21 protein-coding genes are annotated in these 24,309 nt (G+C 58.4%); 7 read left to right on the forward strand and 14 right to left on the reverse strand.

Annotated features, from left to right (window positions below):
* Positions 1-19: 19 nt before the first annotated feature.
* Positions 20-3,259, reverse strand: coding sequence for an EAL domain-containing protein (locus CAI21_RS03095; RefSeq protein WP_116300944.1), 3,240 nt, complete (start codon positions 3,257-3,259; stop codon positions 20-22).
* 214 nt (positions 3,260-3,473) lie between these two features.
* Here CAI21_RS03095 and CAI21_RS03100 point away from each other — a divergent pair, with 214 nt between their 5' ends.
* Both CAI21_RS03100 and CAI21_RS03105 read left to right on the forward strand, forming a co-directional pair.
* Positions 3,474-3,911 carry a class I SAM-dependent methyltransferase gene (locus CAI21_RS03100; RefSeq protein ID WP_116300945.1) on the forward strand — a complete coding sequence of 146 codons (438 nt, stop codon included), beginning with the start codon at positions 3,474-3,476 and terminating at the stop codon, positions 3,909-3,911.
* An 8-nt stretch (positions 3,912-3,919) separates the two neighbouring features.
* Entirely contained in the window at positions 3,920-4,639 is a 720-nt protein-coding gene (locus tag CAI21_RS03105) for a L,D-transpeptidase family protein (RefSeq protein WP_258868891.1), read from the forward strand.
* A 72-nt stretch (positions 4,640-4,711) separates the two neighbouring features.
* On the opposite strand, the gene CAI21_RS03110 is transcribed toward CAI21_RS03105, so the two are convergent.
* The 6 genes from CAI21_RS03110 to CAI21_RS03135 all read right to left on the reverse strand — a co-directional run bounded on the left by CAI21_RS03110 (position 4,712) and on the right by CAI21_RS03135 (position 9,398).
* Entirely contained in the window at positions 4,712-5,605 is an 894-nt protein-coding gene (locus tag CAI21_RS03110) for a bifunctional helix-turn-helix domain-containing protein/methylated-DNA--[protein]-cysteine S-methyltransferase (RefSeq protein WP_116300946.1), read from the reverse strand.
* Between the two features lie 5 nt (positions 5,606-5,610).
* Positions 5,611-6,099 (reverse strand): HPP family protein, encoded by a 489-nt coding sequence (locus tag CAI21_RS03115; protein WP_116300947.1) that lies wholly within the window; start codon positions 6,097-6,099, stop codon positions 5,611-5,613.
* A 307-nt stretch (positions 6,100-6,406) separates the two neighbouring features.
* On the reverse strand, positions 6,407-7,465 hold the full coding sequence (recA, locus tag CAI21_RS03120) for a recombinase RecA (RefSeq protein WP_116300948.1): 1,059 nt from the start codon (positions 7,463-7,465) through the stop codon (positions 6,407-6,409).
* 285 nt (positions 7,466-7,750) lie between these two features.
* A complete protein-coding gene (locus tag CAI21_RS03125) occupies positions 7,751-8,251 on the reverse strand; it encodes a YccF domain-containing protein (protein WP_116300949.1) in 501 nt (166 codons plus the stop codon).
* A 479-nt stretch (positions 8,252-8,730) separates the two neighbouring features.
* A complete protein-coding gene (locus CAI21_RS03130) occupies positions 8,731-9,057 on the reverse strand; it encodes a hypothetical protein (RefSeq protein WP_116300950.1) in 327 nt (108 codons plus the stop codon).
* A gap of 14 nt (positions 9,058-9,071) precedes the next feature.
* Positions 9,072-9,398, reverse strand: a complete 327-nt coding sequence (locus CAI21_RS03135) for a low molecular weight protein tyrosine phosphatase family protein (protein WP_116300951.1) — start codon at positions 9,396-9,398, stop codon at positions 9,072-9,074.
* 632 nt (positions 9,399-10,030) lie between these two features.
* Here CAI21_RS03135 and CAI21_RS03145 point away from each other — a divergent pair.
* A complete protein-coding gene (locus tag CAI21_RS03145; RefSeq protein ID WP_116300953.1) occupies positions 10,031-10,945 on the forward strand; it encodes a HEPN domain-containing protein in 915 nt (304 codons plus the stop codon).
* Positions 10,946-11,057: 112 nt separating this feature from the next.
* Here CAI21_RS03145 and CAI21_RS03150 read toward each other — a convergent pair whose 3' ends face one another.
* Complete coding sequence (locus tag CAI21_RS03150; protein WP_220347740.1) at positions 11,058-11,978, reverse strand: LysR family transcriptional regulator; 921 nt, start codon at positions 11,976-11,978, stop codon at positions 11,058-11,060.
* 110 nt (positions 11,979-12,088) lie between these two features.
* On the opposite strand from CAI21_RS03150, the gene CAI21_RS03155 reads away from it, so the two are divergent.
* The gene (locus CAI21_RS03155) at positions 12,089-12,865 is read left to right on the forward strand and encodes an SDR family NAD(P)-dependent oxidoreductase (RefSeq protein ID WP_116300954.1); all 777 of its coding nucleotides are present in this window, start codon (positions 12,089-12,091) and stop codon (positions 12,863-12,865) included.
* On the opposite strand, the gene CAI21_RS03160 is transcribed toward CAI21_RS03155, so the two are convergent.
* On the reverse strand, positions 12,843-13,784 hold the full coding sequence (locus tag CAI21_RS03160) for a LysR family transcriptional regulator (protein WP_116300955.1): 942 nt from the start codon (positions 13,782-13,784) through the stop codon (positions 12,843-12,845). The two genes, CAI21_RS03155 and CAI21_RS03160, sit on opposite strands and share 23 nt — an antisense overlap.
* Positions 13,785-13,883: 99 nt before the next feature.
* Here CAI21_RS03160 and CAI21_RS03165 point away from each other — a divergent pair, with 99 nt between their 5' ends.
* Positions 13,884-14,726, forward strand: a complete 843-nt coding sequence (locus tag CAI21_RS03165) for an SDR family oxidoreductase (protein ID WP_116300956.1) — start codon at positions 13,884-13,886, stop codon at positions 14,724-14,726.
* 151 nt (positions 14,727-14,877) lie between these two features.
* Here CAI21_RS03165 and CAI21_RS03170 read toward each other — a convergent pair whose 3' ends face one another.
* Positions 14,878-16,890 (reverse strand): 2Fe-2S iron-sulfur cluster-binding protein, encoded by a 2,013-nt coding sequence (locus CAI21_RS03170; protein WP_181919239.1) that lies wholly within the window; start codon positions 16,888-16,890, stop codon positions 14,878-14,880.
* 151 nt (positions 16,891-17,041) lie between these two features.
* Entirely contained in the window at positions 17,042-17,680 is a 639-nt protein-coding gene (locus tag CAI21_RS03175; protein ID WP_116300958.1) for a glutathione S-transferase family protein, read from the reverse strand.
* Between the two features lie 184 nt (positions 17,681-17,864).
* On the opposite strand from CAI21_RS03175, the gene CAI21_RS03180 reads away from it, so the two are divergent.
* Positions 17,865-18,770 carry a LysR family transcriptional regulator gene (locus CAI21_RS03180; protein WP_116300959.1) on the forward strand — a complete coding sequence of 302 codons (906 nt, stop codon included), beginning with the start codon at positions 17,865-17,867 and terminating at the stop codon, positions 18,768-18,770.
* A gap of 246 nt (positions 18,771-19,016) precedes the next feature.
* Here CAI21_RS03180 and CAI21_RS03185 read toward each other — a convergent pair whose 3' ends face one another.
* Genes CAI21_RS03185 through CAI21_RS03195 form a run of 3 tightly spaced genes read right to left on the reverse strand, consistent with a single transcriptional unit; the run spans position 19,017 to position 23,044 of the window.
* Complete coding sequence (locus CAI21_RS03185) at positions 19,017-21,008, reverse strand: carboxylesterase/lipase family protein (protein WP_116300960.1); 1,992 nt, start codon at positions 21,006-21,008, stop codon at positions 19,017-19,019.
* Between the two features lie 30 nt (positions 21,009-21,038).
* Positions 21,039-21,341: a carboxylesterase family protein gene (locus tag CAI21_RS03190; protein ID WP_181919240.1), complete on the reverse strand. Its 303-nt coding sequence runs from the start codon at positions 21,339-21,341 to the stop codon at positions 21,039-21,041.
* Positions 21,248-23,044 carry a carboxylesterase family protein gene (locus CAI21_RS03195; RefSeq protein ID WP_116300962.1) on the reverse strand — a complete coding sequence of 599 codons (1,797 nt, stop codon included), beginning with the start codon at positions 23,042-23,044 and terminating at the stop codon, positions 21,248-21,250. The genes CAI21_RS03190 and CAI21_RS03195 overlap by 94 nt, the downstream gene beginning before the upstream one ends.
* A 408-nt stretch (positions 23,045-23,452) precedes the next feature.
* On the opposite strand from CAI21_RS03195, the gene CAI21_RS03200 reads away from it, so the two are divergent.
* On the forward strand, positions 23,453-24,268 hold the full coding sequence (locus CAI21_RS03200; RefSeq protein ID WP_116300963.1) for a helix-turn-helix transcriptional regulator: 816 nt from the start codon (positions 23,453-23,455) through the stop codon (positions 24,266-24,268).
* The last annotated feature ends 41 nt before the right edge of the window (positions 24,269-24,309 follow it).

Raw genomic sequence — 24,309 nt, forward strand, 5'->3', positions numbered from 1 at the left:
ATCTATGCGGGAGAACGTACTAGACCTGAAGAGGGAGAGGACTGCGCGCCGTATCGGGGATTAAGTCCGGCCGCAGCGCCGGGGCGAACAAGTAGCCTTGGATAAAGTCGCAGCCGTAGGCACTCAAACGCGTGAATTGCTCAGGCGTCTCAACGCCCTCGGCGATCGTGTGTAGGTTCAAGGCACGAGCGACACCGATGATTGCATGAACAATGGATACACTGACCGGATCGGTCTCCAGCTCGCGAATGAAAGCGATGTCTATCTTGAGCGTGTCCAGTGGAAAACGCTTAAGGTAGGCAAGAGAGGAATAGCCGGTACCGAAGTCGTCCATCGATAAGGCGAACCCCCGTCGCTTGAGCTGGTAGAGACGCTCGGTCGCCCATTCGGCATCCTCCATCAACTCACTCTCGGTAATTTCCATCACCAAAGCCAGATGCTCAGGGGAGGCGCCCGTGCTTTCTAAGATCGCATCGAGGCTCTCAAGGAAACGGGGGTGCCGCAGCTGCGAGACGGAAATGTTCACCGCTACCTTGAAGCCGGTCGTGCCGGAACGCTCCCACTTGACCGCTTGTCGGCAAGCCTGCTTCAAGATCCATTCGCCCATCGGCATCATTAATCCCGCTGCTTCCGCAACCGGAATAAACTGCGCCGGCGAAAGGTTCCCAAGCTTGGGATGACGCCAACGTACCAGCGCCTCGACGCTGCTCAAGCGACGCGTTTTTGCTGCGACAACCGGCTGGTAAACCAGATAAAGCTCATCCCGAACGAGCGCCGCATGCAGGTCGTGCTCTAGTTGAAGCCGCTGTTTTACGCGACGTTGTAGCTCGGGTTTATAGAAGCGGAACTGACCCACTTGGGGGCGAAGGCTGCTCAAGGCCGTCTCGGCGTGCTGTATGAGCGCGTCCGCGTCCTCGCCGTCCTCGGGGGCTAGGCTGATTCCGGCGCGAAGGCCGACGTATAAGTGGTGCCCGTTAATGGCGAAAGGCTGTTGAAAGGCTTCTAGTATATTTTGTGCATGAATGGAGGCCTGGTCGGCGCCATTGTCATGCAGAATGATACCGAACACGCTGCTACGCAGCCGCGCCAAGGTAGCTTGCTCCGGCAGTAGCGTGTTGAGGCGGGCGGCGGTTTCCCGCAGGACTTGATCTCCTATATGCAAGCCGTGAGCGCTGTTGATGTCCCTCAAGCCCTGAAGGCCGACCAGCATTACCGATAAGCTATTCCGTCGTAACTTCAAGGCCATGGAGAGGCTGTCGTGGAAACGAGCGGCGTTGGGTAGACCGGTTAATATGTCGCGGCTAGCCAGATGACTAAGCCGTTCGGCTTGGTCGATGTTCGTAAGGGCTAACGAAATATTTGCCGCTAGCTCCTCTAGTAATAGCATCTCTGCCGAGTCAAACGCCTGGGCATCGCCGGCGTATAGGCAAAAACAGCCCGCTTTGCGCTCGCTTAGTTTCAACTGGAGCACAATGCAGGCTTGATATTCTTGCCAATCGAGCTCGGGCATCTGCTCCTGCCAGCGCGGTATCTCTCCCTTGGGTGGATAGATCGGCGCGGCGGCATCATGAAACAGCGCATTCAGCTCCGGCCACTGCCTTAGGTTTGCGCCTGGACTCGGTACCAGTCTGCTGCCTGAGTCAGTCGCTTTCGCGGCCCACCGGACCGTCGATAGTCGCTCTCCCGACTCATCGAGCAAGCCGGTCCAGGCGAGGCTGAAGCCCGCCCGATCGACAGCGATTCGGCAGGCTTCTTCCAGCAAGTCCTGCCGTTGACCGGCACGAACGATAAGTCCGTTAATCCCGCTTAAAACTGCGTAGACACGGTTGAGGCGTTCAACCGATGCTTGTCGTTCGTGCCGGGCGTCCTCGGCCGCTTTGCGCTCGGTAACGTCAGAGAAGAGCAACGCAATCCGGTGGCTTTCGGGGTCGCCGATCCGAAAACCCTCTGCGTCGAACCAGCGGCCCATGGCTTCCGACTTCAGCTCGTACTTGATGTGTTCCTCGGTCGAGGCAATTCGGTGGTAGAGCTCTATCCATTGCTCTTCGATATCCGGAACCAGCTCTCGTATGGTCTTTCCTTCGGCATTCAATAAGCCTGTATGCTGTTCGAAGGCAGGGTTTGTTTCGATGAATCGATAGTCGACGGGAGTGCCGGTTGTATCATAGAGCACTTCGGCGATGCAGAAGCCTTCTTGAATGGAATTGAACAGCGTACGGTAGCGCCGTTCGCTATCGCGCAAAGCCACTTCGGCCCTGGCGCGGACGACAGCTGTCCAAATACGTTCCGCCACCTCTTCAGCGAGCATGAGCTCCTCTGCGGTCCAGGTGCGGGGTTCGGCTTGATTCAGCTCGAGATAGGCAACCAATCGCCCCTCTTTTATAAGTGGAACCGCGGCGAATGCGCGGATGCCTAGATCTTCGTAGGCCTTTAGCTCTGGCTCCTTGAGCGGCGGACCGGTCGGAGGGGCCCTTATGTCGTCGACCGCCAGCGTGCGGCCGGCCCTGAGTTCGTTCATCAGCGTTACGCCGAAGTCGTCAAGACGGTGATGACCGGCAATGCTCGCAACACCGGCGACATAGTCCTGCTCAATGAAAACGTGGATACCGTCCGGTTCGGCTTCAGAGTACATGGCGCGGTTTACTCTGAATTGCTCGCCCACTATGCGGATCGCCTTGCGTTGGACCTCGGCCGGGCCGTCTAGCGATCTGAGGGCGTCGGTGAGCTTGACCCTAAAGGCGTCGCGCTCTGCGGCCGATCGCAACGTCTCCGCCGCGAGCTTACGTCCATGCACATCGACCACGGAGCCGATATGACCTTCCCACCGCCCCTGCTCGTCAAATCGTGGCCGACCTTCGTTGAGCGCCCAACGGTACGCGCCATCGGCTCGCCGAATGCGGTGATCGATCGAGAATGGCCGCTGTTCCTCAGCTGCTTGTTCAAACTGGCGCATTGTCTGCGCACGGTCGTCCGGATGCAGTGCGTCCAACCAGCCAAAGCCAAGGGCTTGGGTTTCGGTTTGTCCGGTATAGTCGCACCACCGCTGGCTCAGGAACGTGCAAGCGTGCTCGGTATCCGTGACCCAGAGCATCGCCGGCGCGGTGTTAGCCATGACCCGAAAGCGTTCGTCGCTTTCCCCTGGTCCGGTAGGCATTGTCTTGCGTCCCTTAACGTCCGGCATAATCAGTAGGTGCTCGCCATCAAAATGGCCGTCGCCCTTGGCAAGAGGCGCAACGCCGTCAGCGGCCGAGAACGACACGCCCTCCGGTCCGCAGTATTGCCCATTCCTGAGTTAATCGGGGAGCCCGGCGTAATTATAAAGTGATCCCCATAGGTCTTATTACCCGGCGGCATAGGTAGAATGCTATGCCAACGAGGAGACAGGCATGGCACGCAAGCGGTTCGGAAGACTTAAAGACTGAGAAGACGAGGACAGCCATTCAACACTTTTCGTCGTTAAGCGGGGGCATAGGATGACCGCCGAAATCTGGGATAATGTGGCGGACGAAGTCAATTTCAATCTGAAAATTGATCGCGAACGATTTTTCGCCTTGATAGAGCGGCAGGCCGAAGTACTCGACTTTGGGTGTGGCTACGGCAGGATTTCTAACGAACTGGCTGCGTGTGGGTATACCAGCGTAACGGGCATCGATCCGTCCTCTGCCATGATTGAGCGTGGACGCAAGATGTTTCCCGGGCTTTCTCTGATGCACCATTCAACTAAAGCAGAGCTGCCCTTTGCCGATGGCTCCTTTGATGCCGTCGTAGCCTGTGCCGTCCTTACCGGCATCCCTTCATCGGGGGAGCGAACCCAAGCAGTTGCAGAGATCGCGCGCGTATTGAAACCCGGCGGTTTTTTCATATCGCCGAGTTCTGCTCGGAAGCAGGAAGGGTTTTCAAGTCGGGCCTAGGGATTCCCATGCGTTATAGTAGCGCCGACGAGTGGCGAGATTTATTCAAAACATTTCATTGCTGCCACGAAGAAGTGGTCGGTACGACCACTATGAGCGGCAAGCCCGAATCGAGCTACCGTGCCTTCTATAAAAACCAGTTAACAAGGCAACGGGCACAACAAGCGCATGATTGCAGCGTTATGCCTTCAGGGGGTAAAAATGCGACGCCTAGTTTTAGTAGCGCTGTTAATCGTTCCGGTTTTGGGGTTGGCGCCTACTTCGCTGATACTCGCTTGCCGGCGATGCTTGCCGAGGATTTGCCGCAGGCGGAAGCAGTGCTGGTTATCAAGGGGGAGCGGAAGCTTTATCTGTTAAGGGATGGAGAGCGCTACCGCGCCTATCCGATTGCGCTCGGAGGCGATCCAAGCGGGCACAAACAGCAAGAAGGCGATCAACGGACACCGGAGGGCGACTACGTGCTCGACTGGAGAAATCCAAGCAGCGCGTTTCACCTCTCTCTCCACGTCTCCTACCCGAACGAAGACGATCGGGCCCGCGCTGAAGCGCGTGGCGTTTCGCCAGGCGGCATGATTATGGTTCACGGACAGAGGAACGGGCTCGGCTGGTTGGGGAGCCTGCTCCAACGGTGGGATTGGACGGACGGTTGCATAGCCGTGACTAACGTGGCGATGGAAGAGATTTGGCGCGCGGTACCCAACGGAACGCCAATCCGCATCGAGCCGTAAATGCATAACCCATCTGCGACTGCCCGCCGTTAACGAGTAAGCCGAATTCTTAACGTCGCATAGCGACAAAGCTTAGGACAGCCATTCAACAGTCAGCCCTCGCTCCGGTCTCTCCGAAAAGGTCGAGGGCGCCTTCCCAAGCGACCATGGCCTGTTTGCGGTTACCCCCCAACGGAAGCGTCCCGGGAGGCCGTTCGCGCAGATCACACGATGGCAGGGTACAAGCCATGCGAGGGCGTTGGCCGAGACCGCGTTGCCTAGTGCTACAGAACTCCGCACCCCAAGCGCTCGCGCCAAACCGGAATAGGTCACCAACTTCCCCGGTGGAATTGCCAGAAGGGCTTCCCACACTTTTAGTTGGAATACGGTTCCGGTCACGCACACGGATAAGCAATCGGGCGCCGGCTTTGGCCTGAAGGCGTTAGCAAGCTGCTCCCTGTGCTCGCGCTTTAGGGGCTGCCAAAGCGCTTCTGGAAACGCCGCCTTCGCGTTGTTCAAGTGTCGATCGTATTCCGCCTGAGTATCGTAGAACTCCAGCCTATGCAGCCCCCGCGGCGCCCAAAGCGCGAACGCCGAACCAAAAGGCGATTCGATGCTGCCGACGTGGAGCGTGGCGCCGGCAGCGGACGCTTTAAACTCGCCCGGACTCATACCCTCGTAGCGTATGAACAGGTCATGCAGCCGCCCCGTACCCGACAAGCCGCACGCTAGCGCAGCGTCCAATAAGGAATCTGCGTCACGGAGCCGCAAAGCCGCGTACTCTTTTGTCAGGTACTGCACGAAACGCTTCGGGCTGATACCTACCCAGCGGGTAAAAAGGCGTTGGAGATGCCACTCCGACAGCCCTAGACGCGATGCGAGCCGAGCAAGATCCGGTTGCTCGGCCCAATGTTCGATCAAGAATTCCAGAGCGCGCTTGATGCGCTCGCCGTCGCGGTCCCGGATAACATCGTCTTGTAGCTGCATGTTCGTTACCAATATTGCGGGTACCGCCGACCTGCACCGATGTTATTAAAGACCAACGCAACAACGAGCAACAAAGTGGCTCCTATCGCTGTCGGGAACAAAACGAACTCCCAACCCGCGTAAGCCAGAAAGATAATGATCGGGTTCGAGCCTGCCGGCGGATGAACGCAGTTCAAAGCCATCATAACAGCGACGGCCGTAGCGGTTGCGAGTGCCATCGCAAAAGGGCCGGGGCCGAGCACGAGCAAGGTGGCTACCCCGACCACACTCGACAGCACATGCCCGATGAACACGTTTCGCGGCTGAGAAAACGGAAGATCGGGAAAACCGAATACGAGTACGCAAGACGCACCGAAGGATCCGAGAACGAGCGTAGCCGGTGCGGCGCTACCGATAGAGGCAATAACCCCTATCGCCAGGATGCTACCCAACCAGCCGCAAATGATATGCAGCAGTGAAGGACGCAGCGGCAGTTTGGAGAGATTGGCTGACATGGCGAGTTCCCGGTAATGCTTAGTACCGTTACAAGTTCGTCTATCCCGCTCGCCTATGACAACCCGATTCTTGCGATCAAACTTGCAGAGGCCTCTTGCTATCCGTGCGCTCTCTCTCAGTACACACGAAACCGTAAGCAACAGACCATTGTTCCCCACCCCGTTAAACTTATACGGCAGCCCATCAGGATAGACTGCGTCAGCGAATGACTTAGCAGCGTTATTGGTTTACCGAAATAACGAGAGCACCCCTCGCTTTCATTCCCGCGACGGATGCCCCCAATCTTCCGATTCCAAGCCCAGGGGCTTAGAGAGCTTGCTCCAGATCCAGGTCGCCCGAGTCGTCGCGCTTGGCCTCGGCCGTGCTATCGGCCTCTTCTCCGAGCAATAGGCGTCTCAGATCCGCCTCAAGCTGCTGCGCAGCGGCCGGATGTTCGCGCAGATACCGGCGGGCATTATCTTTGCCCTGACCAATCCGCTCGCCCTGATACGAGTACCAAGCGCCGGCCTTGTCGACCAGGCCCTCGCGTACGCCGAGATCGATCAGTTCGCCCTCGCGGGAGACGCCTTCGCCATAGAGGATCTCGAACTCAGCCTGCCTAAAGGGCGGCGCCATCTTGTTCTTGATCACCTTAACGCGGGTTTCGTTACCGATGATCTCGTCGGCTTTCTTGATCCCGCCTATGCGGCGAATGTCCAGCCGAACGGAGGCATAGAACTTAAGCGCATTGCCGCCCGTCGTGGTCTCCGGGCTGCCGAACATCACGCCGATCTTCATACGAATTTGGTTAATGAAGATCACCAACGTGTTCGAGCGCTTGATGTTGGCGGTGAGCTTACGCAGGGCCTGCGACATCAGCCGCGCATGGCGCCCGACCTGGCTGTCGCCCATCTCCCCCTCGATCTCGGCTTTAGGCGTAAGCGCAGCAACCGAGTCGATCACGATAACATCGACAGCCCCGGAGCGAACCAGGGCATCCACAATCTCCAGCGCCTGCTCGCCGGTATCCGGCTGCGAGAGAAGCAGCTCTTCCGTATCCACGCCGAGCTTGTCGGCATAGGACGGGTCCAGAGCGTGCTCGGCGTCGATGAAAGCCGCCGTTCCGCCCGTCGCCTGTGCCTGGGCGATGGCCTGTAGCGCGATAGTGGTCTTACCCGAGGCTTCCGGCCCGTAGATTTCTACGACACGTCCGCGCGGCAGTCCGCCGATACCAAGTGCCAAGTCCAGACTCAGCGAGCCGGTGGATACGGTGTCGGCAGCCCGGACCCTCGCCCGGTCGCCCATGCGCATGACAGCCCCTGCACCGAACTGCTTTTCGATCTGGCCTATTGCGGCGGTCAATGCTCTAGTACGGTTCTCGTCCATCGAGTACCTCGTGCAATCAGTGTGAGTTGGATCATGAAGTCGGCAGAGCCGGTGCGAGGTAGCACGGAAGATGGATGGAGTCAGCCAACGGAAGCGTCGGAACAGGCGATCAAGTCAATAGCGTGCGCTCGCAATATTAAGACCTCTTAACGCACGCTAAGTTCCTATTAAAAAAGGCAAATCAGACCAAACCGAGGAGCGAATTCGCCTGCCCTATTGGCAGGCGAATGCCCCCCTTAACGATGAGCGATCGCGATCCCGCCGCGATCGCCCATTCGTTGCGCCTTAGTTCGTTGTGGCCTCCTCCGGCTGTTCACTGCGGCTCGGTGCACCGCCTCGCAGCTGAGCTACAGCAGCTTCGGCGTTGGCTTCCCGCGCCTTCGCAGCGACTTCTTTCATTACCACCGTCTTGCCGATAGGTGCCAACGCGATGCCGGCGAGCTTCAGATGCTGGATGCCGAAGGGAATCCCGATGATCGTGATGAACATCAAGATTGCGGACAGCACGTGGCCCAGCGCGAGCCAAATACCGCCGACAATGAACCAGATGATGTTGCCGATAAGGCCAAGGGTTCCGGTACCGATATCATCTTGGCCGGTAAGCTCTTTCCGGCTGATCGCCTCCCGGCCAAACGGACGGAAGCAGAAAGCGCCGAAGACAAAACAAGCCTTAGCCCACGGAATACCGACAATGGTTATCAGCGCTATCACGCCGAACAGCCACCACGAAAGCCCCAGGAAAACCCCACCCAACAAAAACCAAAGCACGTTACCGATTGTACGCATAGTAATCCCCCCACTACATTTTCGCCTGACCACCATCCGCCGGTGGTTAGTTAGAACCGAATGGTGCTAGTAGCCCCCCAACGCTTTTTTCAGCGCAACGCTACTCAGTATCTTTAATCACCTACTTTTGGTGCCAGGCCAGAAGCTCATAAAACATAAACATAAGTAGGACACCTAGTGCCCAGTTCGATTATCGGCCGATTAGGATAATTTCTTAACGGCAGAATTCAGCGATTGTCTCGACGCGATATTTGACGCACAGGGCTAGGTAACAGAGGCCGCTTAGAAAGATGACGAAATCGCAACGATTGCGGATGTCGATGCGGGCTTTGTCGAGGGTCCCATTTGGGGTAACCCTTGCAATAGGCGCCCAATTTTTCGTAGACGTTTTTGAAACTTCGATACCTATTTTCTTAGTAGAAACATAATGCCAGCCCGCCCGGCAACCGGGTTGGGTGGCTATCCCCCAAAGCCCTCTGTTAGCGGCTCGGCGGAGGGGTTATCGCAATGCTCGGGCCGGACACGATCCAGCCAGCCTCGCCACCCTCTTCTCTGATCAGGAATGCTTGATAGTCTTTGCCGTAAACCATGCGCCGCACCTGCACTTGAGCGCCTGCTGGAAGCACGGCGACAGGAACATTCGACCTTGGGTAAGCAGCTTCGCTGTGTTCCGCATAGATCTCTGTCGGCGCAAGGATAGCGATTTCGTACTTTCGATCGTGCGAGACATCGGCCCACCAAAACCCACCCCCAATCGCGACTGGAAGCGCCACTATACTAAACACTAATAACAATCGACCAAGCATCGGCTCTCCTGGCACTAATGCCCAACATAAGCAGCCACAGATTCCTCTATCATTTCAACCAGCTCTGGATCCATGAACGTGTATTCATCAGGGATCTCCAGCACGTGAATGTGCTTGTAATCTAATAGACGAGTAAACTCTGCCACCAGCCTGTTTTTATGCTTCTGCTCCATGACGATAATAATATCAGCCCAGCGGATATCCGCTGAGCTAACCGTTCTCCGAGCCTTTGGGCTTGTACCCGCTGACCGAACGCTAAAGCCTGGACGTTTGCGCCAAACCGCTTCAGCTGTAGGGCTTCGCCATTGATTGCGACTACATATGAACAGCAACTTTTTCATGATGTTACTTATCACCCAGAGGCTGCTCGTCATCCAGAACCTGACGCACCGTTTTCGCTGGATAGTCCATTCCAAGCTGCTTTGCTCGAATCAGCTTCTCCGAGCGTATATACATGAGCTTCCAGCTCTTCTCAGGCTTCTCCTGCGATCTCTGAGATCTGCTGCCTCTTTTGATTTTCATCTTGGATTTAAAGCGTCTCCAAGCTCGGTTTCTTTGGGCGTTCATGGTTATTCCTCATTCCTTTACCGGGTTCAGCAGCCGCGATAATACGGAGAGGAATTAACTGCTGGGCATGTGCGCCCTTAAGGTCAGCTCAATGGCTTTGATACTATTTGACTTAATTGGAGCCTCCCTCCCCGACCAGCCTCAGCAGCACATCGGCTACTGCCCTAAATGTCTGCCAACACAAACGAAGAAGGAGACCTCGCAGGCAATTCTATACCCAAACGCATCACTATGATGCGGGGATCGATCTGCACGCCCGTCAGATGCACCTTGCATTGACGCTCCAAAACCTGAAGACCGCCCCGGCGCGCCTGCTCTCAGCCAATCGTGTCGGCGCTCGCGCTTTCATGGCACTATAGGCACGGCCACTTGAACAGGATTGAGCACAACGCAGTAAGGAAGCGGCATGAGCGTAGGACCTATCATGCATCGAATCGACGGCGACTCCCGAATCCGAACCGATTTAAGCCATCTACCGGCAGCGAAGCAGCGCGAGCTGGAAGAACTGGTGTATACGATTCGAGCGGTGGCCGAGGTAGAGATGATTATTCTCTTTGGCTCCTACGCACGGGGTAGCTATAAGGAAGCGCAAGATCTTAAGCCTAAGCGCTGGTCCGGCCACGCGTCGGACTACGATCTGCTGATCGTGGTCGGCAGCCCCGAGCAGGCGGCCGATGCAAATCTACGCAAGGCGTTTCGCGAGGCCTGTAAGCTCCCCGGCCTCTCGGCTCGTGCCGAGCCCATCGTTCATGACATCGCGGATGTAAATAGCAATCTGGAGGAAGGCAGGTATTTCTTTCTGGATCTCAAGCGGGAAGGTCGGCTGCTGTACAGCTCGCAGCGCTTCGAACTCGCCGAGCCACGGGAGTTGACGCCGACGGAACGGCAGCGCATCGCGCAGAGCGATTTTGATCGCTGGTTCTACGAAAGCGAAGGCTTTTACATCGATTACGAAAATGCTATTCAACGGGGCGATCTGCGCAAAGCCGTCTTTTATTTAAACCAGGCTACCGAGACTGCATACAAGTGCCTATTGCTCGTTTTTACCGGCTATGTCCCCCACGAGCACTTGCTGGAATGGCTCGGCGAGCGTGCTGAACTGTTCGGCCCGGTTTATCGCGATCTATTCCCGCAGGTTTCTCCGCAAGAACGCGATCGCTTTGAAAAACTCGATAAAGCATACATCGGCGCCCGCTATCGGCACGACTTCGTGGTGTTCTTAGGCGATCTCGACTATTTGGCGCCGCGAGTCAAACAGCTGCTTGAGACGACCGCCGAGCTGTGTCGTCGGGAGATCGAGGCCGTCGGCCAGCGGCCGTAGTCGAACCAACTTGTCTTGCACGAACAAAAAAGGCGGGCTGATGCGTTAGTCGCCCAGCCCGCCCTTTTTTGTCTACTATTCCAGCCCCGTTAATGATTGTTGTCGAATGATTTCAATGCTGCGCATTGCGGGTCTCTGCCTTGAGTGAATCAACAACTGCTCGAGCCGCCGGCGCTAGCGCAACACCGGCAGCGTAGCAAAGGTGGAAGCCTGGATAGTTTGGCGACCAATCTGCCAACACCCGGATCAACCGCCCCTCCACGATCGCTTGTCGCGCCAGCTCTTCGACGCCGTGCCACAATCCTATGCCTGCCAGGGCCGCGGACATCATCAGATCGGGATCGTCGGTCGACAGCGGCCCTGTCACATCCATCACGACGGCGGTTCCGTCCTTTTCAAATTCCCATCGATAAAGACTTCCATTCGGACCGCTATGACAGCCGATGCACCGGTGCCTTGCGAGATCGTGCGGCGTGGTGGGAGGTGGATGCTCCGCGAAATAAGCCGGCGAGCCGACGACCGCGGTCGTGAAGCGGGGCATCAGCGGTATCGACACCATGTCGCGCTCGATCGTCTCGCCCAGCTTGATCGCCAGGTCGAAACCGGATCGGACGATATCGCCAGGCTGTTCGTCCGTGATCACATCGAGGGTCACATGCGGATAGTCGCGCGCGAGGCCTTCGATGATGGGAGCGATCAGCGTTTGAATGGCAAGGCGCGGCGCGACAAGACGAACCGTGCCAGAAGGAGTGCCGCCAGGAACCAAGGCGTCTTCGAGTGCGCTTTCTAGCGACGACAGCGCGGGCGACAGCCTAGCAAGGAGACGCTCGCCGGCTTCCGTCGGGGCCACAGAGCGAGTCGTTCTATGTAGCAAGCGCGTGCCGAGGCGCTTTTCCAACGCACGGACCGCATGACTGAGCGTGGAAGGGTCAAGCCCTAACTCCAAGGCGGCCCGGCGGAAGCTTCGTGCTTCCGCTACGGCAACAAATGCCCTCAGTTCAGCAAACTCTCCGGCACGTATATTTCGCGACATTAATGAATTTCACACATCAGTCTACTGGGCTTTTCGTGGCTTGTTCTGCCTTTTACTGAGGAATAAGTTTGAGCGAGGTCGTGTCAGCAAGCAATAGATGGAGATATCCCATGAGTAACAGTGGCTATTCCCGCCTGGAGGACAAGGTTGCCATCGTCACGGGTGCTGGAAGTGGCATTGGTGAAGCAGCGGCGCGCACCTTTGCCAAGGAAGGCGCTAGCGTCGTGTTGGTGGGGCGCCGGGAAGCCCCATTGCGGTCCAACGCCGAAGCGATAGTAAAGACGGGCGGCGAGGCTATTACAGTGGCCGCCGACGTGTCCTCGTCCGGTGATGTGGATCGGGTCGTTGCCGAGACCCTGCACCGCTTCGGACGGATCGACTGCGTCTTCAACAATGCCGGGATTCAGGGTAATGGCGGCCCGATCGTCGAGATGAAAGAAGCGAGCTTCGACGAACTGATCGCCATCAACCTGAAAGGGCCGTGGCTTTTAACCCGGGCCGCGCTGCGCTCCATGCTCGATGGCGGCCAGGGTGGCGCCATCGTCAACACTTCTTCATTCCTGTCCACTGGGGCAACAGCCGGCACATCCGTGTACTCGGCCAGCAAGGCCGGTCTGGATGCCATGATCCGGGCGGTCGCGCTTGAGGTTGGAGACAAGGGAATACGCATCAATAACGTCAATCCCGGCGTCATCGACACGCCCATGCTGCGCGCCCACGGAGAAGAGGTCATTCCGCCGCTGGCGGCACGGGCTGCCCTGGGCCGGATCGGCACGCCTCAAGATGTTGCGAACGCTGCGGTATGGCTCTGTACGGACGAGGCGAGATTTATTACCGGACAATCCCTCCTGGTCGATGGCGGTTTCACGATACCCGGCCCGCGTTAACATCCGGAGGCGCAAGCAAGGCTGTCTTTGTATCTGGTTCCTTCAGCAGATTGATAAGGGCCCGCAGCGCCGCGGGCACGTGGCGATGTCCAGGGTAGTACAGCATCAAGCCGGAGAAAGGCGGACACCAATCTTCCAGCACCGCTATCAGACGGCCCGCAGCGAGAAGATTGCTCGCGGCGGTTTCTGGCACATAGGCGATGCCCAAACCATCGGCGGCCGCTTCGACCATTAGGTCGTTGTCGTCAAGCGTTAGTATTCCCGGAGGATCGACGGCAATCTCCTGCCCATGCTTTTCGAACTCCCAGCGGTAGCGCTTGCCGCTAGGCAGACGTTGGCGGATGCAGCGATGCCTAAGTAGATCGTCGGGGGTAATGGGTTTGCCGAAACGGCTTACATAGTCCGGGGCGGCGACCGCAAGGAAGCGGAGATCGTTGCTGATCCTCACCGCAATCATGTCCTGCGGCACCGCCTCGCCGAGCCGGATGCCCGCATCGAATCCTTGCTCCACGATATCGACAAGCCGCCCTTCGCTGACGAGGTCGAGTTCGACATCGGGGTATCTCGCCAGATAGGTGGGCACGACGTGACGTAACAATAACCGAGCCGCTTCCTTGCCGGCATTGATCCGCAACACGCCACTGGGAGTACCCCGATCTTCCGCAAGCGTATCAAGCGCAGCGTCCAAGTCTCTTAATGTGGGACCTATTCGGGTAAGCAATCGATCGCCCGCGTCTGTCGGGGAAACGCTGCGGGTCGTGCGGTTCAGGAGCCGCAGACCGAGCTGCTCTTCCAGCTTTCTCATACGGTGGCTGAGCGCTGAGCGGGATACGCCCAGCAGATCGGCAGCGCGCCGGAAGCTACGCTCCGCGGCCACCACCGCGAACGCTTCCAGGTCAGTTAAAGATGGTTTCGCCATTGGTGAACTCCTTTCACCAATCCATCCTAATCTGGACCTCTTATTTTTCAATCGAGAGCTCTAGAATCTGCCTCGAACGAACAGGATAGGAGCACTTCTATGAGCAAGACATGGTTCATCACCGGCGCCTCCACCGGCTTCGGCCGCTCGCTGACAGAAAAGCTTCTGGCGCGCGGCGACCGGGTGGCCGCCACCAGCCGCAACGCACGTGCACTTGATGGCCTTATCGAGCGCTATGGCGACCGCCTATGGGTGGCAGCCCTAGATGTCCGCGACCCGCAAGCTGTGCGGAAGACACTCGCCCGCGCGTTCGCCGAGCTTGGGCGAATCGATACGATCGTCAGCAATGCCGGGTACGGTGTTCTCGGCGCGGCCGAGGAAACCACCGACACGCAGCTACGCGATATCGTCGAGACCAACCTCATCGGATCGATCGTACTGATCCGCTCCGCACTCCCGTACCTGCGTGAGCAAGGGGGTGGGCGGGTCCTGCAGGTCTCGAGTGAGGGCGGTCAGATCGCCTATCCTGGCTTCAGCCTTTATCACGCGACCAAGTGGGGTATCGAGGGATTTGTCGAGACGCTGGCAAAGGAGTTGGTAACGTTCGGCATTCGGTTCACCCTGGTCGAGCCGGGGCCAGCGCGTACCGATTTCGGGCGCAGTCTCGTGTACCCGGAACCGATTGCAGCCTATGATGCCACGCCCGCCCACCAGACGCGCGACGCGCTGCTGAGCGGCGACTGGGTCATCGCCGGAGACCCCGAACGCATGACCGATGCAATGATAGCGGTTGCGGACCAACCCGATCCGCCGCTACGTCTCGTGCTCGGTGGCACGTCCTATCATGCGGTTCGCGATGCGCTTTCTGCCCGGCTCGATGAACTCGAGGCCCAGCGGGAAACCGCCTTCTCCACCGACTATCCGGAGGAGGAATTAGTCTGACCTTGAACGAGGAAATCCTTATCATGCGAGTTTTCAGGAACTAACTTGCTTGCCGCAGCTCACCGGAGAATCGGACTCAAGCGATGGATCCGGTCTCCGCTGAGCTGCCGGCTTCGGCCTACGGCATCCCGCTGACCGACGTCCGCTTACCTCAGATGTCGATCTCGACCCGCTCGTCCATTGGGACCGCGCAGCAGGTCAGTACATGGTCGTCGGCCGGGCTGACCAGCGGCTTGCGCGTATAATGAACAGCTCCGGAGAGCAACCGCACGGCGCAAGTACCGCATTTGCCCGAGCGGCAATTGTGGAAAGGTCTCAGACCGGCCGCCTCGGCGGTTTCCAACAGCGTACCGCTCTGCGCGGTCCATTCGGCCTGAATTTCCGAGCGGGCGAAGGTCACCGTTGCGCGCGTTGGCAACTCCACGACCGAACCTGTCTCTTCGGGCTCGTCGAGTTCGCCCGCACCGAAAAATTCATAGTGGATATGCGAACGGTCGATGCCCATGTCGCGCAACCCCGTATAAAGCGCTCGCATGAATCCCTCAGGGCCGCATAAGTAGAACTGGTAACCGTCAAAGGGGAGAAACTTAGCGAGAACCCCCATGCCGAGCCGCGCCTCGGTATCGTGGGTTTGGCCCAAGCGGTCTCCCGGCTCCGGAGCGGAATAAGCCGTGAATAGATGCAGCCAGTCATGCTGGCGGACGATGGCCTCGAGCTCGCTGCGGAACGCCCGGCTGGCACTGTTCTGGGTGGCATGGATGAAGTACACCTCGCGCCGAGGCGCACCGGCACGCAGCGCGGCCACGAGCCCGTCGAGCATTGCCATCATCGGGGTTATGCCGACGCCACCGGAGAGCATGACGATGGGCTGGGTGCTGTCGTCCAGCACAAAATCGCCCGCTGGCGAGGCGACCTCGATGATATCCCCGTCTTTAAATCGATCGTGCAGCAGACGGGAAGCCAAACCGTACTCTTCGCGTTTGACGGTGAGGCGATAATCGCGCCCGTTCGGCCCTTGCGAAATCGTGTAGCTGCGCAGAATCGAGCCGTCATTGCCCTGAAGCCGGATCGGCAGGAACTGCCCTGGGACATGCGGTTCAATAGGGCCGCCGTCCGCGGGTGTTAGATAAAAGGAGGTGATGGTGTCGCTTTCCCTGCGCTTCGATGCGATCTGGAAGCGGCGATAACCGTCGGTATTGAGCGCCGCCAACCGCACCTCATCCCAAGTTCCAGTGTCATCGAGTGCGGGCCACTGCTCGGCCAGCGTGGCGGTAACCGGTAAGGTAGCGGTCGCATGCCAGATCTCTTCCGGCACGACATCGACGACGCGCTCGGCGCCCGCGAAAGCCTCGACACGGCCAGGGCTCCAGTCGATGGTGGCACGACCAGTCAATATTATCGCCTCCCCGGTTTCGAAGTCCGGCACGAACAGGCCTATGCGGCCATCGCTTTCGATGTTGCCGAGCGTATTGAAAAAGCGATTGCCGGAAAAATCGGGAAAGGAGAGCGATCCATCCTCGTTGATGCCAAGAAAGCCCGGCCGCCCGCCACGGTGCGACGCGTCGACCCCGGCGCTGCCTCCCTTGAGCGAACCGGCAGCACGGGAGGCGATGAAGAAGGTATCGGCGGATTCGACAAGGCGACGAACCGCCGGCTCGTACAGGCTGCTGCGACGGCCTGCGGCTGCTGAGGGTTCGTCCCTAGCGGGGGCCAGGGAGCGGGTCTGAATGTATTGCGGGCAGTTCCCGAAGCTCTGATCGACCGCGATGGTAATAGCGTCGCCACGGGCGTATCGCACCCGGCCGTTCATCCGATTGCGGCGTCGGTTGGATAGATCGACCCCGACGACGCCAACGCTCGCGCCAGGCGTCAAATCCAGCCTGAGTTCGTCTGAGAGAGTCGGCGCCCGTTGCAGCTCTAGCGTACTCGGGGAGGGAGAGGACGCGTAGCCAGGCGGCCCAAAGACAGGAACGCACCATGGCCGACCCGCCGGGTCGAGCAGTCCGAGAAACAACATTGGCAAGTTCTCGAAGAAATCGCGGTGCTGCTGTGGCATTTCTGGACGCACGAAACTTGCTGCACGCTCAAGCCAGTCATCGGAAACCTCGGCACGCGCCTGTACGGTACGCTCGCCGGCATGAAAAACATGATCGTCCTGCGCCATGGGGTGCTCCCTCTCGGTCAGGGGTTTAGGCATCGTCCGAAAACTGTCTGCGCTCGGCCATACGGCGTTAAAAGTCAGCTCAAAGCACTCGCCGTCTTTTCGCTGATTTTTGCCTTGTCTGACCATCGCTCGCCGACTTTTCGGACAATGCCTAGGGAAGTGGCGTACGGGCCATACCGACAAAGCCGTCCTGCGCCTCGATTCTTGTCAGCCACGCCCGGATCGACGGGTAAGCATCAAGACTGACGCCGCCTTCGGGCGCATGAGCGATGTAGCTGTAGCCGGCCACATCGGCGATCGTGATCCTCGATCCGGCGAGGAAATCGCGGCACTCCAGAATCGGCTCCATTGCGGCAAATAATCGATGCGACGCGGCCTTGGCGCCTTCATGATCCAGCGGTGCGCCGAAGAGCGTCACCAGCCGTGCCGCGCAAGGGCCATGAGCAATCTCTCCGGCGGCCACCGACAGCCAGCGCTGTACTTCAGCAGCGGCCTCCGGGCTTTCAGGCAGCCAATCGTAGCCGGTGGGATAGGACTTCACCAAGTAGATCAGAATGGCGTTAGAGTCCGACAGCGTTACGCCGTTGTCGTCGATCGCAGGAACCTGGCCGAAGGGGCTGAGAGCGAGAAACTCGGGCGCCTTGTGCGCGCCGTTTTCGACATCGAGATCGACCGGCTCATAGGGAAGGTCGAGCAGCGCCATCATGAGCTCGACGCGATGGCAGTGACCGGATTTCGGGTGTCGGTACAGTTTGATCGGGGTGGCATGAATTGGGAAGTTTAGGTTCATGCTTGGGCTCCTGTGGACGAGACATGGAGGGCTGTCGCGGTCGATGTTGTGAACTGCCGTCGAGGATATGCCCTTCCAAAAATTGGCGGAAGCCGGCAAAATTGGAATATAAAGTTCCATTATTTGGAAATCACGGAGCTCAATTGATGGCGCCCGAGCAAAGCTCTCATTTCTTGGATGGCTTATGCCCGACAGACTAAAGACAATGGCCATGCTCGTCAGAGTCATCGACGAAGGCAGTATCACGGCGGGTGCCCGAGCCCTGAGAATGCCCATTGCGACCGTTAGCCGCAGGATTTCGGAGCTGGAAGCCGATTTGAACGCCGAGCTGGTTTTACGTTCTCCCCGTGGGCTGACGTTAACCGATGCGGGGACTGCCTACGTGGCGGCTTGCCGACGGATTCTGGAAGAGGTGGCCGAAGCCGAACGCAGCGCCTCGGGAGAATTTTCGGCGCCTCGGGGGACGCTGACCCTAACGGCACCTATCGTCTTCGGACGCCTGCATGTTCTACCGGTGGTCACAGCTTTCCTGCATTGCCACCCGGAAGTGAATATTCAGCTCCAACTCACCGACCGTAATGTGAGTCTCGGTGAGGAGCACATCGATATGGCCATCCGCATCGGTCCGCTGCCGGACAGCGGTCTGATCGCCCGCAAGGTCGGCGAAGTACGCCATGTCGTCTGTGCAAGCCCCTCCTATCTCGACAAGCATGGCAGACCTAACGCGCCGGACGATCTCGAAGGTGCCTCCTGCATCACGCTTGATCAGTTTCTAACTGCCCAGGTCTGGGGCTTCGAAGCAGAGGGAAAGTCGCTACAAATTCCTGTTCATGCTCGTCTCACGGTGAACACGGCCGAAGCGGCACTTGATGCTGCAGAGGCGGGGCTCGGTTTTACCCGCGTTCTCTCTTACCAGGCCGCGCCCGGGACACAGGCCGGACGCCTTGCAACGGTTTTGCAGGCGTGGGAACCGAAGCCCTTACCGATCCACCTGGTTTACGAACGCCGGGCGCTGATCCCGCAGAAGTTGCGTGCCTTCATCGATTTCGCCGCACCGCGTATCGCACATAGCACCGCATCGGTGGCATAACCCGCCGCCCTCCCCTGCTACGGGGCGACGCCTCTTAGGTATCGCGCTATTTACCGTTTTTTACCGACCGCCGAGCTGTGTCGTCGGGAAATCGAAGTCAGCGGCCATAGTCGAACAAACTTAATCTCGCTCAAACGAAAAAAGGGCGAGCCGATGCGTTAGTCGCCCAGCCCACCCTTTTTTGTCTACTATTCCAGCCCCGTTAACGAGATCGCGCTACGATCAGCGCCGGGGCTCCGCTCGGTTTCACTGCACGGCATCCTCCAAACCGGTTTCCACCGTCGGCTCGGCACCCGGGCCGATTTCAATGAAGGTGTCGTTGAATACCGTAAACGTCGGCCAGTTAAAACTCCCCGTGCTGGGATCGCCCGTCTTGGCGAAGTTCGTCCACATCGACATCGTGAGGTCGGTAATAGCGGCATCGTCGGCGCCCCACTCCATCGACGCATAAATCGCCCCTGCATCGCTGCCGAGGTCGGGACGATCGCCTTCCGGCGTCGTCACTAACCCAAGCTGGTAGTTTTGGATCATGCCGGCCGGGTGGTTGAACAAGTAGGGCAGCTCGCAGCCATGACAGCTTTTCAGCCCCAGTTCGCTCCATCCGTCTGGCACCCGGCTGAACAGGTAAACATACTGATTCGATTGATAGTTCTGCCGCTGATCGAGCCAAACGGGCAGGGAATGCCGGTGGTTCGCACCGTCACCGTCCGTAACGCCCGCCATGAGCGGAACATCGCTCGGCATACCGTCGACCGCATTCTGATAGTAGGTGTTGGGTTGATAGTAATTGTCCCAGTTCGGGCGGTAAGTTTGACGTGGAACGTTGTGCTCGCTATCGGCCCGCGTGAAGGCGGTCCAAGGCAATGCGCGCGCCTCCTCCAGAGTCGTCACGCCGACTCTGTCGAATAACGCTTCGCCGACCGCCGATGACGAGGCCAGGGAGTCTTCCGGCGCGCTCTCTTCGTCCATCGGCGCAAAAGCGCTCTGGACGATCGCTTTGTGAAATAAGCCGGTTGCCTGCGGCGAGTTCATTAGCGAGTAGACCTTCCCACCGCCGCCGGATTGCCCGAAGATGGTAACGTTGTCCGGGTCGCCGCCGAAAGCGGCGATGTTATCCCGCACCCATTCCAGAGCCATGACAAGGTCCATTTGTCCGTAATTGCCGGAACCGTCATAGCCGCTTTCAGCCGTCAGTAACGGATGGGCAATGTAGCCAAACGGGCCTAAGCGATGGTTAACGGTCACGAGGACGACGCCCTCGTTGGTGAGGCTGTCCGGGTTGTTGTATTGCTGGGAGTTAGCGGACAGAATCGCAAACGAACCGCCGTGGAACCACACCATCACTGGCAGATCGGCGGCGTCCTTCGGCGTGGTGACGTTAAGGTAGAGCGAATCCTCGCTCATTCCACCCTGATTCACGCTCTCTAGCGCTTCGTCCTGAGCGGATTGATCGGCCCAGGCTACCGCGTCGCGAATCCCCGCCCAGGGTTCGGGCGCTACCGGCGGCCGCCATCTCAGGTCACCCAACGGCGGCTGAGCATAGGGAATGCCGAGGAACTGCCAAGTTTTGTCATTGGCCTCAAAGCCGCGCAGGTCGCCCCCGGAGGTGGCGACCTGTACTCTCGGGCTGGTTGCACGCGTGAACAGCGCTACCGCTTCGGTGGCGCTGCGGATAGCCCTTGGGCGCGGATCCGGGTCGGAGAACGCGCCGGCTGTGTCCAAACTCTCCACTAATGGCGTCAGACTCGCGCGGAAATCCGGCGTCGGTTCGTCAAAGTCGATGTCGTCGGCTTTGACAGATACCGCAGCCCGAATGGCCTCGCTAATCTGGATGCCGTTGTTGAGATCGCCATCGGCATCCAACGTCTGCAATAGGATGAGTTTGTTGTTGACGCGCTGGTCGGCGGCCGATGCAGCGTCACCGACGATATGCAGTGCGGTGAGCTGCTCGGCACCTTTGGCGGACCCGAGCTCCAGGTCGCCAATAGAGAACGTGATCGTTTCGCCCTTTGAATAGGTGAAGCGCCCCCGTTCGTCGGTGACGCCGGCAGCCGTATCGGTGCCTACGTAATTCAACCCTGCAACCGGAATACCGCCGAACGTACCGGTAAGATCCCTCGAGTCGGAAGACGAGGAAGAACTACCGGAACACCCGGCCAACGGCAGCATTAGCGGCGCCAAAGAAAGCGCCAGGAGTACCGGGCGACGCCAGTGATTCATGAAGGTGCCATTCATCATGCAAACCTCCTCCCTATACGATATCGGTTGTTATTCTTCTGGAAACTCGTCGGCAAGACGGCCGTCTTTCACCTCGGCATCCGCACTCAGCTCGACATACATCTGAGGACCTGACTCGTATAGCGGATAATCAAGTTCGCCGGGAATACTTGGGTTGCCTGTTTTGGCGAAATTCGTCCAGATAGTGAGCATACGGTCGATGACGATGTTGTCGGTTTCGTCGAAACCGGCCGAGGCAATTATGTCGTCAGGGGTGACCTCGTCGCTTGGGATGACGTTACCGTCGGCATCCTTGATCTCCAGTAACTCCCCGGTGGCAGGATCGATAACCAAGCCCATTTGGTAGTGCGAAACAACGCTCTCCAACATATTGAACACATAGGCCAGCTCGGCGCCGTGATAGGCCTCCAGGCCGAGTTCTCGCCAACCCGCGGTTGGTGACTGAAAAGCGTCGCGAAGTGATCCGATACGCTGTGGTCCGCCATCCACGGGAAGACATCTCTGACGGTATCGATCGGGTCTGGCGTGTCGTTGGTGTTAATGACGAACATGAACGGCACGTCGTTCTGATTACCGGACTCGAAGCTAACCCGTTCGGTATCGGGCAAATAGTAGTTATCAACGTTGGTGTAGGGAGTTAACATCACGCCGGCCGCCACGATTTCCGTCCAGCTGCGCTGGCGCATCTCGTCCAAGGAGGCGGCACCGAGATTGTTTTGTAGCGCCTCGCCGATCTCCTCCGCAGCGGCCAAGCTGCGGGTATCGGGGAAAAGCGTGCCGCTTTGACTAATCGCCTGGTGGAAAAGGCCCGCTGCTTCCGGCGAGGCCATTAGGGACAACACCTTACGACCGCCACCGGATTCGCCAAAGATCGTCACGTTATCCGGGTTTCCACCAAAGGCGGCGATATTGTCCTGCACCCATTCCAGGGCCATGATCAGGTCCATTTGGCCGTAGTTGCCGGAGCCGCCATAGCCGCTTTCGGCACTAAGATCGGGATGCGCGATATAGCCGAACAGCCCTAGCCGATGGTTGACCGATACTTGAACAACACCCTTGCTGGCTAACGCCTTCGGGTTATTGAAGGGTTTCGTATTGCTGGTCAGCGCGGTGAAGCCGCCGCCGTGAAACCACACCATGACCGGGAGGTCGGCGGCATCCTTAGGGGCGGTTATATTAAGGTAGAGCGAATCCTCGCTCATTCCACCTTCCCCGTAGCGTTGCAGGGCGGGAATCTGAGCCGCCTGGTCGCTCCAAGCGACGGCATCGCGCACGCCGGGCCACGGCTGAGCCGCTACCGGCGGCCGCCACCTCAAGTCACCCAATGGCGGTTGGGCATAGGGAATGCCGAGGAACTGCCAAGTATTCTCGTCGGCTTCGAAACCACGCAGCTTGCCGCCGGTGGTTTCGACGACAATACGTTCGCTGGTTGATCGTGCAAAATGTTCAAGCGCATCGGCGGCCGTTCTGATAGCGCGGGGCCGCGGGTCCGGGTCGGAGAAGGCGCCGACCGCTTCCAGGCTCTCCACCAATGGCTCCAGGCTGCTCCGGAAATCGGACGTCGGTTGGTCAAAGTTAATATCGCCGGCGTTAGCCGACACTTTGGCCCGAATGGCGTCGGTGATCTGGATGCCGTTATTAAGATCGCCATCGGCATCGAGCGTCTGCAACAAGATCAGCTTATTGCTCACACGCCGGTCTTCCGCCGATTCGGCTCCGCTAGTAACGCTCAGCGGCGTAAGGACTGGCGCCCCTTGCGCAGAGCCTAATGTGAGATCGCCTATAGCAAAGGTGATCGTTTCGCCGCTGAAGTAGTTGAACTGGCCCCACTCATCGGTGACGCCGGCAGCCGTATCGGTGCCCTTGTAATTCAACCCTGAAACGGCGCTATCGATGAATGTCCCGGTAAGCGCCTCCGGATTCGACGAGGAGGACGAAGAGGAATTACACCCGCTAAGGGGCAGAGCCAATAGACTTAGAGAAACAGCTAACAGCGGCGCACGCCGCCAGCGACCATTGATGACGCGATAGGTCATGCAAGTCTCCTCCTAGATTTTTCTATTTTGTTGTATGCAACAGGTGCCACTTTCCTTGCCCCAGTGCGAAGCGCTTCGACCGGGGCGCTGCAACCGCGAGCCGCAAAGTCTCCTTAAGCGGCGACTCCCTCGTGCATCAATGTGTCTCCGTACCGCGGATAGCGTTTGGCGCTTTTTATTCGTTGCGGCTTTCAGAGTGCGGCAGGGTTTGGAAGGAAGTATTGAACGTTTTTGCGGTGTTGGCGCTCATCCGAGCCTGCGTTCACAGGCCGATGAGCTAAAATGTAAAACAGCAAAACGTACAAGCGTTTCGAACGAAGGCGTGTCTATAAGAAAGGTTGGTAAACGTAGGGGCTATGCCTGACCATGGTTAGCAAACGGGCTTGTGCCGTATGAACGTGATGGCCTATGGCTGTATGTGATCCAATACCGAACGAAGCAGGGTTCGGCGTTCTATCGCACGTCATGAAGGATAACGTGTACATGATAGGGCGGCCGGGATTCATTTACACAGCACCGTGGATCGCAACCCGCAACACACGGCCGCCTTCGGCGGCAATCATTCTTGCGGCGGGGCCGCGACCGTTCACGCTTATTATCAAGGGGCGGGAGCTGCGTACGCGCGCCGCTATCGTGCCGCCGTTCGTCGCCCGCGGCCTCTACGCCCGCAACGTTCCGCTCGTCTGCTTTCACATCATGCCGGGCTCGGCGAATTATGACGCGTTCAGCTATTTAGCGCAGGGAAGCATACCGCTGCTCGAACGTAGCCTCTTTACCCGTTTCGACCTGGAGTTGGAGCTACTCTACCGGGGACGTTTGTCGCCCGCTCAAGCACTTGACGTCTACGAAGCGATCGTACAAATCGCCATTCGCTATCTACCGGCGCAAGCCCATCCCGACGCGAGAGTCCGCCGCATCCGCGACCTGCTGGAAACGGGGCCGGAGCCTACGCTCGCCCAACTGGCAGCCGAACTAGGCGTGTCTTACTTCTGGGCCTCGCACATGATGGCCAAGGTGTTCGGCATGTCGTTGCGGGACTATAAAGCATGGCGAAAACAGCAGCGTGTTTTCGATCTCTTGCACTCTCAACGAAGCATTACCGACATTGCCCACGCGGCCGGTTTTACGGATTCCGCCCACCTCTCACGCACCTACCAACGCTGGTTCGGCCAACCGCCCTCTTACAGTCGCAACAGCAACCATGTACGCATATTTCGCTGCTAGCAGGCTGTTTCATCCCGCTGTGTGAAGAGCGCTTTCCCGGC

It is taken from the genome of Alkalilimnicola ehrlichii, assembly GCF_003399765.1.
Classification (GTDB): domain Bacteria; phylum Pseudomonadota; class Gammaproteobacteria; order Nitrococcales; family AK92; genus AK92.